This is a genomic window from Thermodesulfobacteriota bacterium, assembly GCA_040758155.1.
Lineage (GTDB): Bacteria > Desulfobacterota > Deferrimicrobia > Deferrimicrobiales > Deferrimicrobiaceae > UBA2219.
In genome coordinates, this window is the sequence record JBFLWB010000164.1 from 1 (window position 1) to 11,522 (window position 11,522).

At 66.0% G+C, this 11,522-nt stretch carries 13 protein-coding genes; 1 reads left to right on the plus strand and 12 read right to left on the minus strand.

From position 1 onward, the window contains the following. Window positions 1-4 precede the first annotated feature (4 nt). The 12 genes from tmk to pstS form a co-directional block, all read right to left on the minus strand. Window positions 5-703, minus strand: coding sequence for a dTMP kinase (tmk, locus tag AB1346_11520; protein MEW6721068.1), 699 nt, complete (start codon window positions 701-703; stop codon window positions 5-7). Window positions 704-708: 5 nt separating this feature from the next. After that, window positions 709-2,280 (minus strand): Ppx/GppA phosphatase family protein, encoded by a 1,572-nt coding sequence (locus tag AB1346_11525; GenBank protein ID MEW6721069.1) that lies wholly within the window; start codon window positions 2,278-2,280, stop codon window positions 709-711. Window positions 2,281-2,287: 7 nt separating this feature from the next. After that, on the minus strand, window positions 2,288-2,959 hold the full coding sequence (gene phoU / locus AB1346_11530; protein MEW6721070.1) for a phosphate signaling complex protein PhoU: 672 nt from the start codon (window positions 2,957-2,959) through the stop codon (window positions 2,288-2,290). A 28-nt stretch (window positions 2,960-2,987) separates the two neighbouring features. Beyond that, on the minus strand, window positions 2,988-3,770 hold the full coding sequence (gene pstB / locus AB1346_11535) for a phosphate ABC transporter ATP-binding protein PstB (protein ID MEW6721071.1): 783 nt from the start codon (window positions 3,768-3,770) through the stop codon (window positions 2,988-2,990). After that, a complete protein-coding gene (gene pstA / locus AB1346_11540) occupies window positions 3,764-4,630 on the minus strand; it encodes a phosphate ABC transporter permease PstA (protein MEW6721072.1) in 867 nt (288 codons plus the stop codon). The genes pstB (AB1346_11535) and pstA (AB1346_11540) overlap by 7 nt, the downstream gene beginning before the upstream one ends. Window positions 4,631-4,641: 11 nt before the next feature. Next, window positions 4,642-5,535: a phosphate ABC transporter permease subunit PstC gene (gene pstC / locus AB1346_11545; protein MEW6721073.1), complete on the minus strand. Its 894-nt coding sequence runs from the start codon at window positions 5,533-5,535 to the stop codon at window positions 4,642-4,644. 10 nt (window positions 5,536-5,545) lie between these two features. Continuing rightward, window positions 5,546-6,559 carry a PstS family phosphate ABC transporter substrate-binding protein gene (locus AB1346_11550; protein MEW6721074.1) on the minus strand — a complete coding sequence of 338 codons (1,014 nt, stop codon included), beginning with the start codon at window positions 6,557-6,559 and terminating at the stop codon, window positions 5,546-5,548. Between the two features lie 121 nt (window positions 6,560-6,680). Further along, entirely contained in the window at window positions 6,681-7,352 is a 672-nt protein-coding gene (gene phoU / locus AB1346_11555) for a phosphate signaling complex protein PhoU (protein ID MEW6721075.1), read from the minus strand. A gap of 38 nt (window positions 7,353-7,390) precedes the next feature. Then, window positions 7,391-8,152, minus strand: coding sequence for a phosphate ABC transporter ATP-binding protein PstB (gene pstB, locus AB1346_11560; protein ID MEW6721076.1), 762 nt, complete (start codon window positions 8,150-8,152; stop codon window positions 7,391-7,393). Window positions 8,153-8,166: 14 nt separating this feature from the next. After that, window positions 8,167-9,003, minus strand: coding sequence for a phosphate ABC transporter permease PstA (gene pstA, locus AB1346_11565; protein ID MEW6721077.1), 837 nt, complete (start codon window positions 9,001-9,003; stop codon window positions 8,167-8,169). Next, window positions 9,000-9,938: a phosphate ABC transporter permease subunit PstC gene (gene pstC, locus AB1346_11570; protein ID MEW6721078.1), complete on the minus strand. Its 939-nt coding sequence runs from the start codon at window positions 9,936-9,938 to the stop codon at window positions 9,000-9,002. Before pstC (AB1346_11570) ends, pstA (AB1346_11565) begins: the two co-directional genes overlap by 4 nt. Window positions 9,939-9,951: 13 nt before the next feature. After that, window positions 9,952-11,004 (minus strand): phosphate ABC transporter substrate-binding protein PstS, encoded by a 1,053-nt coding sequence (gene pstS, locus AB1346_11575; protein ID MEW6721079.1) that lies wholly within the window; start codon window positions 11,002-11,004, stop codon window positions 9,952-9,954. A gap of 192 nt (window positions 11,005-11,196) precedes the next feature. Between pstS and AB1346_11580 the strand changes: the two genes are divergently transcribed. Beyond that, window positions 11,197-11,522, plus strand: a 326-nt coding sequence (locus AB1346_11580) for a cytochrome c3 family protein (GenBank protein MEW6721080.1), incomplete at its 3' end; no start/stop codon positions are given.

Below are 11,522 nucleotides of genomic sequence, written 5' to 3' on the forward strand. Positions count from 1 at the left end.
CGGCTCATGGGGACACCCTCCGCTGGACGGCCTTGTAGCGGGCGAGGGCGATGCGCTCCCGCAGGATGGCCCGGACCTCCTCCTGGACCGCCTCGACCGGGCGGGCGGAGTCGATCCGCGTGAACCCGTGCTTTCGCGCGAGGGCCTCGTACGCCTTGTGGATCCGACCCTGGAAGAGCCGGAAGCTCTCCACCGGGTCGGCGGACAGCCCCAGGTCCATCCCCGCCTCGTGGTATTTCAGCTCCGGCCGTCCCGCCAGGATCCGGTCGAGCGCGGTCCGCAGCGGCACGGAGAAGTAGAAGGTGATGTCGGGCTGGAAGGCGAAGCTGTAGAGCTGGTCGACCCATTCCGCCGGGCATCCCCTCACGGTGTCCCGGGCCAGGGCGGTGAACTTGTAGCGGTCGGCCAGGACGATGAAGCCCGCCTGGAGCATGGGCAGGATGTTCCGCTCGTACCGGTCCGCGAAGTCGGTGCAGTGGATGAGGGAGAACGTCGTCGGGGTGAGCAGGTTCCGCTTCTTCCCCTTCCGGGTGGCGTCCCGGACGAGGGCCGAGGAGTTCCACTCCGTGAAGAAAACCTTGTACCCCGAAAGCTGCAGCCACCGCTGGATGAGGTGCACCTGCGTGGATTTCCCGGACCCGTCCAGCCCCTCGACGGCGATCAGCTTTCCCGGGGTGTCGTTGCGAAGCGGTTGCGTCGTCATCCTCGTCACCCTTCCGGCTCGACGGCCAGCCGCATCTCGATCCCGAACTGCTCCCCGAACACCGACGCCGCGTTCCGGATGTTCATGGCCTCCATCGCGCACGATTTCCTGCAGGCGGCCCGCAGGAGGAGCGCATCGTCCTGGAGGCGGCACTCGAGGACCCGGATCGCCCCCGCGTACTCCCGGTCGAGCGCTTCGGCGAGGCGGAGCATGGCGGAGAGGGACCGGACGACGTCGCGATCGCGCTTGGGGAGCGCCTCGAACTCCGGGTGGCTCGCGGCGGGCACGGCTTTCCGGTGATACCGGGCGATCCCGGCCACGGCCAGCCGTTCCGCCGGCGAAAGGCCCACGATTTCCGTGTTGGCGATGATGTAGTGGCTGTGCTTGTGGTGGCCTCGGACGCCGATGAAGTAGCCGATGTCGTGCAGCAGCGCCGCAGCCTCGAGGTGGATCCGTTCCCGCTTCCCGTACCCGTGGAGCGATTCGGTCGCGTCGAACAGATGCAGCGACAGCTCGGCGACCTTCTCCGCGTGCTTCTGATCGAGCCGGTACCTCGCGCTCATCCCCCGGCACGACACGCAGACCTGTTCTCTCAGGTCGAGAAGATGCTCGACCCCTTTTTCCCGTTCGAGGATCTCGAGGACGATGCCGTCCTTGAGGCTCACGCGGGGGACCAGGATCTCCTCGGAGCCGTTCAGCTCGGCGATCCGGTGGTAGACGAAGCAGGCCGGCAGGATGACGTCGGCCCGGTCCTCCCGCAGGCCGTACCGCTCCATGCGGTTTTTCAGCGACATCCCGGAGAGCTCCTCCATCAGGCGGCGAAGCTGCCCGGCCCGGATCCGGACGGTGTCCGGATAGTCCGGGTGCGGCTCCGCGCGGACGTCGGGGATGGCGGCGACCGCCTCGATGTTCCCGCCGGTCGCGACGAACAGGGCGGCCTTCCTGCCGTTTTTCCACCGGGAGAGCTTCATGCCGATCAGGTCCATGTACTCGTTCAGGAGCTGTCCGGCCCCCCGCAGTTCGTCCTCGGCGGAGGAGAGCATGTCCAGCAGGCGCACCGCCCCGAAGTTGTGCGAATCGGCCAGGGTGATCTTCCCGTTCTCTACGAAGGTGATCTCCACCGAGCCGCCGCCGAGGTCCACGATGAGCGCGGTCTTTTTCGCGAGCGGGATCTTCCGGCCGACGGCGAGGGTGATCAGCCGGGCCTCCTCCTCGCCGTCGATGATCTCGACGCGGACGCCCGAGGCGCGCTCGAGGCGGGAAAGGAGGAGCTCCGCGTTCGAGGCCTCCCTCGTGGCGGAGGTGGCGACCGCCCGCACGGTCTGGACGCCGTGGGTCTTGAGGAGCTGGCGGAACCGCCGGAAGGCGGCCTCGGCCCGTCGCAGGTTCTCTTCCCGGATCTTCCCGGTCAGGAAGACGTCGCCTCCCAGGCGGATCGGCTCCCGGAGATTTTCGAGGACGCGGTACGGGGATTCGCCGCCGGTCTCCACGACGTAGAACCGGATCGCGTTGGACCCGATGTCGACGGCGGCGATCCGGGCGATGGCCGGCCCCCCCTTCGCTTCCATCGTTTCCATAAGATTATCACGGCCGGTATTTCGAAACGTTCAGCTCCTCCATCCTGCCCGTCACGACGAATACGGCCCTCTCCGCGAGATTCGTCGCCCGGTCCGCGATCCGCTCGAGGTTGTGGGAGACCCACAGCAGATAGGTGGCCCCCTCGATGATGTGGGGGCTTCCGATCATGAGGAGCAGCAGCTCCCGGTAGACCTGGTTGTGCAGGGCGTCGATCTCGTCGTCCTCGCCGCAGATGGCGCGCGCATTTTCGGCATCGCGGGCCGCGAACGCGTCGAGGGTCCGTTCGAGCATCGACAGCACCTTCTCCGCCATGCGGGGGATGTCGATCAGCGGCTTGACCAGCGGCTTTCCCTCGAGCAGGAGGGTGATCCTGGCGATCCCTTCCGCATGGTCCCCCATCCGCTCCAGGTCGGTGGACATGATGAGGATCGAGCCGATGGTCCGCAGGTCGACGGCCGCGGGCTGCTGCGTCGCGATGAGGTCGAAGCACCGCTCCTCGATCTCGAAGCGCTTCCGGTTGATCTCGAGATCGTTCCGGACGACCTCCCGCGCCGCCGCCAGGTCCCGGTTCTTCAGCGACTCCACGGCCCGGCGGATCGCCGCGCCCACCATCCGGCCCAGGAGCTGGAACTCCTCCTCGAGCGCCCGGAGGGCCTGGATATATGCGTCCCGCGTCATCGTTCCTCCCTGCCGCCGGGGTTGCGGATCAGCCGAACCGCCCGGTGACGTAGTCCTCGGTCAGCTTGTCGGACGGGTTGGTGAAGATCTTCTTCGTCAGGTCGTATTCGACGATCTCCCCGAGCATGAAGAATGCGGTGTTCTCGGAGATCCGGGCCGCCTGCTGCATGTTGTGGGTCACCACGACCACGGTGTACTCCTTCCGGAGCTCGAACGACAGGTCCTCGATCTTTCCCGTCGAGATCGGGTCGAGCGCGGAGCACGGCTCGTCCATCAGGATCGCCTCGGGCTGCACCGCGAGGGCCCGCGCGATGCACAGGCGCTGCTGCTGCCCGCCGGACAGGGCGAGAGCGGAGTGGTCGAGGGAGTCCTTGACCTCGTCCCACAGGGCGGCCTTCCGGAGCGACGCCTCGACCGTCCCGTCGATCACGGACCGCGATCCGATCCCCTGGATCCGCAGGCCGAAGGCGATGTTCTCGTAGATGCTTTTCGGGAACGGGTTCGGCTTCTGGAACACCATGCCGATCTTGCGGCGGACGTCGATGACGTCCACCCCCCGGGCGTACAGGTCCTGCCGGTCGTACGAGACCTTGCCCGTCATCCGGAAGGAGGGGACGAGGTCGTTCATCCGGTTCAGGCAGCGCAGGAGCGTGCTTTTCCCGCACCCGGAAGGGCCGATCAGCGCGGTGGTGGACCGCGCGGGGATCGAGAAGGAGACGTTCCGCACGGCCTGCTTCGCCCCGTAATGGACCGACAGGTTCTCGATGTGGAAGGCCTGCTCCGTCACCGCCGACTCCACTTCGGTTACCATCGGATCTTCCGCTGGTGCCTGTGCCGTAGCCATATCGCCGCTCCGTTGATGAGCAGGGTGATGAACAGAAGAACGATGATGCCGGCCGCCGCGTTCACGAGGAATCCCTTCTGGGGCCGCGACACCCAGTTGAAGATCTGGATGGGCATCGCGGTGAACGGATCCATGGGGCCCTGCGGGAGGAAGGCGATGTAGGTCAGCGCCCCGATCGTGATCAGGGGGGCGGTCTCCCCGATGGCCCTCGAAACGGACAGGATGACCCCCGTCATGATGCCGCCCCATGCGGCGGGAAGGATCTGTCCCCGGATGACCTGCCACTTCGTGGCTCCGAGGGCGTAGGCCCCCTCGCGGATCGACATCGGGATGGCCCGCAGCGCCTCCCGGGTGGCCATGATGATCATCGGCAGGAGGAGGAGGGCGAGCGTCAGCCCCCCCGCCAGGATGCTCCTTCCGAGGGAGAGCCAGCGGACGAAGAGGCCGAGCCCGAGCAGCCCGTAGATGATCGAAGGCACTCCGGCGAGGTTGGCGATGTTGATCTCGAGGAGGTGGTGAAGCCAGTTCTTCCGGCTGTACTCCTCCAGGTGAACGGCCGCGGCCACCCCGACGGGGACGGCCACGAGGACCGTCGTCGCCACGACCCAGAGGGAACCGGCGATGGAGGAAAGGAAACCGGCCTCGGCGGGCTTTCTCGACGGGAAGCTCGTGAGGAACTGCCAGGAGATCCTTCCCGCTCCGTCCGTCAGGACGTCCGCCAGCAGGACCGCGAGGACCCCCAGGCCAATCAGCGTCGTGGCGAGCCCCGCCAGGGCAAAGGCCTTGTCGACCAGCCGATCCCGCGTTTTCCGGTTCCAGGCGCTCACGGGGTCCCCTGTCAGTCGTACACTTCGCGGAACTTCCGCTTGAGCAGGTGGCTCGCCACGTTCAGGGCGAGGGTGAGCAGGAACAGGGACATCCCGGCGGCGAAGATCGTCTTGTATTCGATCGTCCCCGTCGGGGTGTCGCCGAGGCTCACCTGCACGATGTACGCGGTCACCGCCTGGATCGGCTCCAGGGGGTTGAGCGTCAGTCTCGGCTGCATGCCGGCCGCGATGGCCAGGATCATCGTTTCCCCCACGGCGCGCGAGATGCCCAGGATGAAGGCGGCCGCCACCCCGGACAGGGAGGCGGGGACGACGACCCGGGTCGCCGTCTGGAACCGCGTGGCCCCGACCGAAAGGGCGCCTTCCCGAAGGCCCATCGGGACGGCGTGCATCGCGTCCTCGCTCAGCGAGGAGATGGTGGGGACGATCATGACCCCCATGACCAGCCCCGCCGACAGGGCGTTGAACCCGGCGATCTCCGGAAAGATCCCCCGGAGGAGGGGAGTCACGAACAGGAGGGCGAAGTAGCCGTACACCACCGTGGGGACGGCCGCGAGGAGCTCCAGGACCGGCTTCACGACGCTGCGGACCCCCGCGGGGGCGTATTCGCTCAGGTAGATGGCGCTGACCAGCCCCACGGGCAGCGCGGCGGCCATGGCGATCGTCGTGGTGAGAAAGGTGCCGCAGAACAGCGGGAGGATCCCGAAATGCTTGTCGTCGAAGAGCGGGGTCCACTGCGTCGACGTGAGGAACTCGAGGAGGGGGACCTCCCGGAAGAACTCCCAGGTCTCGAAGAACAGGACGGCCACGATGCCCAGCGTGGTGAGGACGGAGAAGAGGGCGCTCGCGAGGAGCGCCCCCTCCACCACCCGTTCCCTGATTCTCAAGGCGAAGCGCCGGGGCATGGTCCTCGGCTCACTTCCCCTCTTTCTTCAGCAGGTCCTCGATCCGGACGCCGACCTGGGCGCCGTGCCCCCCGAAGACCGAGCCCGCCATCCGCTTGTCGAACCGCGCCTGGCCGAGGGTGTACGCTTCCTTCGGAAGCGACACGTAGCCGACTTCCTTCGAGAGCTTCCCGCCCTGCTGCATGTAGAACTTCACGAACCGCTGGACCTCGGGCTTCTCAGCCGACTTCGCGTTGACGTAGATGAATATCGGCCGGGCGAGCGGCTGGTACGTCCCCTTCACGACGTTCTCGTAGGTCGGGAGCTGCGGCCCCTTCCCGTTGGCGTCCTTCCCGTCGTCGACGGCGACCAGCTTCAGCTTGTCCTTGTTGTTCTCGTAATACGCCACGCCGAAGTAGCCCAGGCCGCCCGCGTCCGACGCGATGCCCTGGACCAGGATGTTGTCGTCCTCGCTCGCCGTGAAGTCGCTCCGGCTGGCCTTCTCCTTGCCGTTGATCGCCTCGGTGAAGTAGTCGAACGTCCCCGAATCGGTGCCGGGGCCGTACAGGCGGATCGGCTTGTCCGGCCACGAGGGGCGCACGTCGTTCCACTTCATGACCTTCCCCTGGGCCGCCGGCTCCCAGATCTTCTTCAGCTCCGCGACGGTCATGTGGTCGACCCAGTCGTTCTTCGGGTTGATCAGGACGGCGAGGCCGTCGTAGGCGACCGGCAGCTCGATGTACCGGATCCCCTTCTCGCCGCACAGCTTCACCTCCGACTCCTTGATCGGCCGGGAGGCGTCGCTGATGTCGGTTTCGCCCACGCAGAACTTCTTGAACCCGCCGCCGGTTCCGGAGATCCCCACCGTGACCTTGACCGCGCCCTTCTCCGCCTTCTGGAATTCCTCCGCGACCGCCTCGGTGATCGGGAACACCGTCGAGGAGCCGTCGACCTTGATCAGGTTCTCGGCGCCCGCCGGGGTCCCCCATGCGGCCGCCAGCACGGCCAGCGCGACGCAAAGCAGCAGCCCGAAACGCTTTTCCATTCCTTTCGATCCTCCTTTTCCTGTGGTGGCAACGCACAACGGGATTGGAGGTCGATGTTAGGGGGCGCAGTTCAAGCGGGGATGACGCCGGTGTGAAGATGGCGTCAAGATCGGGGGGCGGTCAGGCCGGTCCGCGGTGCCGGATGTCCTTTCCCTTCACCATGAAGATGACGTCCTCGCAGACGTTCGTGGCGTGGTCGGCGATCCGCTCGAGGTGGCGGGAGACCAAAATCAGGTCCATCGCCCGGGGGATCGTGGAAGGGTCGGCCGTCATGTAGGTGAGCAGCTCCCGGAACACCTGGTCCTTGAGCTGGTCCACGATGTCGTCCCGGAGGACCGTCCGCTGCGCCAGGTCGGCGTCGCCGTTCACGAAGGCGTCGAGGGCGTCCTTGAGCATCTCCTGGGCGGTCTCGGCCATCCGGGGGATGTCGATCAGCGGTTTCAGGGGAGGGACGGCGAGCAGCCGCTCGGCGTTCTCGGTGATGTTGATCGCGAGGTCGCCGATCCGCTCCATGTCCACGATGATCTTCATCGCCGCGGTGATGAACCGCAGGTCGTTCGCGGCGGGCTGCCGCAGCGCGATGATCTCGAGGCACGCCTCGTCGATCTCGACGTGCATCTGGTTGACCTGCGTCTCCATCGACCGCACCGAGGGAAGCAGGTCCGCGTTCCGCTGCACCAGCGCCTGGGTGACCGTCCGGGTCATCTGCTCCGCCAGTCCCCCCATGCGGAGGACCATCTCCTTGAGCTCCGCGAGCTGCTCCGTGAAATGTTCCGAGATCCTCTTTGCCATCCCCCGGTCACCCCCTTCCGGTCATGCTTCCGCCGCGGTCATCCGAACCTTCCGGTGATGTACTCCTCGGTCCGCCGGTCCGCGGGGTTCGTGAATATCTTACCGCTCTTGTCCATCTCGATCAGCTCCCCGAGAAGGAAAAACGCGACGTTGTCGGAGATCCGCGCCGCCTGCTGCATGTTGTGGGTCACCACGACGATGGTGTACTTCTCGCTCAGATCCTCGATGAGCTCCTCGATCTTCGCGGTGGACACCGGGTCGAGGGCGGAGCACGGCTCGTCCATCAGCAGGACCTCCGGCTCCACCGCCAGGGCGCGGGCGATGCACAGGCGCTGCTGCTGGCCGCCGGAGAGGGAGACGCCGGGGCGGTCCAGGTGGTCCTTCACCTCGTTCCAGAGCGCCGCCATGTTGAGCGACTTCTCGACGACGCCCGCGAGCTCGCCGCGGGACATCTTCTTCCCGTTCAGCTTGAGGCCGACGGCGACGTTCTCGAACACCGACATCCGGGGGAACGGGTTCGGCTGCTGGAACACCATCCCGACCCTGCGCCGCAGGTTCACCGGGTCGATCTCGTCGGAGACGATGTTCCGGCCGTCCAGGAGGATCTTCCCCGACATGCGGAAATTCGGCGTCATGTCGTGCATCCGGTTCAGGCACCGGATGAAGGTGCTCTTCCCGCACCCCGACGGCCCCATGACGGAGGTGACCGAGTAGCGGGCGATGTCCATCCGGATGTCCTTGAGGACCTGGTGGTCGCCGAACCACCCGCTCAGGTTCCGGATCTCGAAGACGTTGTCCATGCCTTGCTCCTGCCTTATTTCCTTTCCCGGGTCATAAACCGGGCGCCGACATTGATGACGAGGACCAGGGTGATGAGGACCAGGGCGGCGGCCCATGCCTTGTCGTGCCAGTCCGCATACGGGGAGATGGCGTACGAGAACACCTGCAGCGGCATGGCCGCCATCGGCTGGTCGAGGCGGAGCTGCCAGAACTGGTTGCCTAAGATCGTGAACAGGAGGGGGGCCGTTTCCCCCACGATGCGCGCCATGGCCAGCAGGATCCCGGTGACGATCCCCGCCGAAGCGACGCGCACCACGATGTAGAGGGTCGTCTTCCACCGCTCGATCCCGAGGGCGAGCGCGGCTTCCCGGACCGACCTCGGAACGGTGCGCAGCATGTCCTCCGTCGTGCGGACGACGACGGGGATGAAGATCATCGTGAGCGCCGACGCGCCCGCCCAGGCGGAGAACCGCTTCATGGGGAGAACGACGAGGATGTACCCGAAGATGCCCATGATGATGGAGGGCACCCCCGTCAGCGAGTCCACCGTGAACCGGACGGCGGAGGCGAATTTCCCGCGGCCGTACTCCGCCAGGTAGATCCCGCACATCACCGCCATGGGGACGGACCACAGCATGGTGAGGAGAGTGACGATGAAGGAGCCGAGGATCCCGTTGGCGATGCCGCCTCCCGCCTCCCCGACGGGGCGGGGGAGGTCCGTCAGCAGGCTCCACCGGAGCTCCTTGGCCCCCTTGGCCACCAGGTCGAAGAAGATCAGGAACAGCGGCAGGATGACGAGGAACGCGCAGAGGTAAAAGATCCACCGCATTCCCGTGTCGACCGCCTTCCGGCGGAAGCCGATCGTCTTCATTTCCCCAGGTCCCCCCGGCCCGCGCCCCTGACCATCCTCTCGAGCATCCATTTGGCCGCGAGGTTGACAAGGAACGTCACCAGGAAGAGGAGCAGCCCGACCAGGATGAGGGAGGAAAGCTGGAGGTCCGCGGCTTCCGCGAACTCGTTGGCGATCACCGCCGCCATGGAGTACCCCTGCTGGAACAGGGAGAGGAAGATCTCCGGCCGGTTCCCGATGACCATCGTCACCGCCATCGTCTCCCCGAGGGCCCGGCCCAGCCCCAGCACCGTCGCCCCGAAGATGCCCGGAATGCAGTGCTGGCCGATGGAGATCCGGATCATCTCCCAGCGGGTGCCCCCCAGCGAGAGGACCGCCTCCTTCTGGCGGACGGGGACCGTCGCCAGGACCTCCCTGCTGACCGACAGAATGAACGGAACGATCATGATGGCCAGAAGCACGCCCGCCGCCAGCATGCTCGGGCCGTAGACGGGGCCCTTGAAGAGGGGGATCCAACCCAGGTGCTTCGAGACGGGCTTCATGAAGTGGTCCCGCAGCACCGGCACCAGGACGAAGATTCCCCACAGGCCGTAGATGACGCTCGGGATCGCCGCCAGCAGCTCCGCGAGCATCGAGACCGGCTTCCTGAGCCAGGCGGGGGCGTAATCGTTGATGAAGACGGCTCCCCCGACGCCCAGCGGCACCGCCATGAGGATCGCCAGGAACGAGGAGACCAGGGTGCCGTAGAGGAAGGGGAGCGCGCCGAATTCCTCGGCGACCGGATCCCAGGTGCGGGAGAGGAGGAACGACGCCCCGAACCTGCGGATCGCGGGCAGGGAAGCGTGCAGCAGGACCAGGAAAAGCAGCAGGCCGAGGGCCAGCACGAGGAACGCGAAGAACGCGGAGATCCTCTCGAAGATCCGGTCCTTGGATTTCCTCAAGGTCCGCTGGCCCATCGGCGGAGCGCCGCTAATAAAGCGACTTCCCTTTGTGGTGGATCTGCCGCAGCGCCTTGTCCACCATGTCCGCCACCGCTTTCGGCAGCGGGGCGTAATCGAGCGCCGCCTCCATCTTCTGCCCGTCGCGGATCGCCCATTTCAGGAACTGCACCAGCGCTTTCCCCCGGGCCTCGTCCTTCTGGTCCTTGTAGACCAGCAGCCATGTAAGTCCGGCGATCGGGTACGAATCCTTCCCCGGGGCGTCGACGATGGACACGCGGAAGTCCGCGGGCATCGTCTTGGCGGCTCCGGCCGCCGCCGCGGAGGTCGCCTCGATCGTCGGGGCGACGAACGCGCCGTCCCGGTTCCGGATCGAGGCCACGGCCATCTTGTTCTGCTTTGCGTACGCCAGCTCGACGTACCCCACGGCGCCCGGCGTCTGCTGGACCACGCCCGCGACGCCCTCGTTCCCCTTGCCGCCCAGCCCGACCGGCCACTTCACCGATTTCCCGCGGCCGACCTTGGCCCGCCATTCGGCGTTCACCGCCGACAGGTAGTTCGTGAAGATGTCGGTCGTTCCGGAGCCGTCGGAACGATGGGCGACGACGATGTCCGCGTTGGGGAGCCTCATCTCCTTGTTCAGCTCGAAGATCTTCGGATCGTTCCACCGCGTGATCTTTCCGAGGAAGATCTCGGCCAGGATGTCCTGGGTGAGCTTCAGCCCGGAGCCGACCCCCTGGACGTTATAGACCACCGCGACCGCCCCGATCGCCGTCGGCAGGTGGAGGATCGGGCCGGGGAGCTTTCCGAGCTCCTCTTCCGTCATCGGGGCGTCGGAGGCGCCGAAATCGACGGTCCCCGCCGTGATCTGCTTGATCCCCCCACCGGAGCCGATCGACTGGTAGTTGAACTTCACCCCGGGGTTCGCGTTGGAGTATTCGTAGAACCATTTGGAATAGAGAGGGTACGGAAAGGTAGCCCCTGCGCCGTTGATCGCCAGCTCGGCCGCGTCGGCGGGAGCGGCTCCGGCCGACAGGGCAAGGATCGCCAGAATTCCCGCGAGGAATCCGGAAAACCTGCACATTTTCAATTACCTCCGTCGAAGTATCCGTTTCGCTTACCGGACGGATCCCATCTCCACCATGGGACCGGCGGATCAAGCCGATGTAAATTCCGTGTGAAGATGGCGTTAAGATCGGGCCGGGAAGTTTTGGTTGATTCCTGAGGGAGCAATAACTATTATTCCGTGAAAACCATCCAAGGAGGGTTGCACGCAATGAGGAAAGTCGCCGTATTTGTGCTTCTGGTCTTCGGAGTGGTGTTCGCCTTCGGCACGGCCTTCGCCGCGCCCGCCGACAAGATGACCCTCAACAAGGGCGGGAAGATGAAGGGGGCGGTGGCCTACGACCACAAGGCGCATGCCGCGATCGAGAAGAACTGCAAGGCCTGCCATCACGCCGACGAGGCGGGCAAGGAGCAGAACTGCGCCAAGTGCCACGGGGACAAGACGGACGGCAAGAAGCTTTCCGCGAAAGAGGCCTTCCACAAGCAGTGCAAGGACTGCCACACGAAGGCGAAGAAGGGTCCCGCCAAGTGCGACGA

Coding starts and splice junctions, on each gene's coding strand:
- tmk (MEW6721068.1), bottom strand. CDS start 703: ATGACGACGCAACCGCTTCGCAACGACACCCCGGGAAAGCTGATCGCC.
- pstB (MEW6721071.1), bottom strand. CDS start 3,770: ATGGTAACCGAAGTGGAGTCGGCGGTGACGGAGCAGGCCTTCCACATC.
- phoU (MEW6721075.1), bottom strand. CDS start 7,352: ATGGCAAAGAGGATCTCGGAACATTTCACGGAGCAGCTCGCGGAGCTC.
- AB1346_11550 (MEW6721074.1), bottom strand. CDS start 6,559: ATGGAAAAGCGTTTCGGGCTGCTGCTTTGCGTCGCGCTGGCCGTGCTG.
- AB1346_11525 (MEW6721069.1), bottom strand. CDS start 2,280: ATGGAAACGATGGAAGCGAAGGGGGGGCCGGCCATCGCCCGGATCGCC.
- pstB (MEW6721076.1), bottom strand. CDS start 8,152: ATGGACAACGTCTTCGAGATCCGGAACCTGAGCGGGTGGTTCGGCGAC.
- pstA (MEW6721077.1), bottom strand. CDS start 9,003: ATGAAGACGATCGGCTTCCGCCGGAAGGCGGTCGACACGGGAATGCGG.
- pstC (MEW6721073.1), bottom strand. CDS start 5,535: ATGCCCCGGCGCTTCGCCTTGAGAATCAGGGAACGGGTGGTGGAGGGG.
- pstS (MEW6721079.1), bottom strand. CDS start 11,004: ATGTGCAGGTTTTCCGGATTCCTCGCGGGAATTCTGGCGATCCTTGCC.
- pstC (MEW6721078.1), bottom strand. CDS start 9,938: ATGGGCCAGCGGACCTTGAGGAAATCCAAGGACCGGATCTTCGAGAGG.
- phoU (MEW6721070.1), bottom strand. CDS start 2,959: ATGACGCGGGACGCATATATCCAGGCCCTCCGGGCGCTCGAGGAGGAG.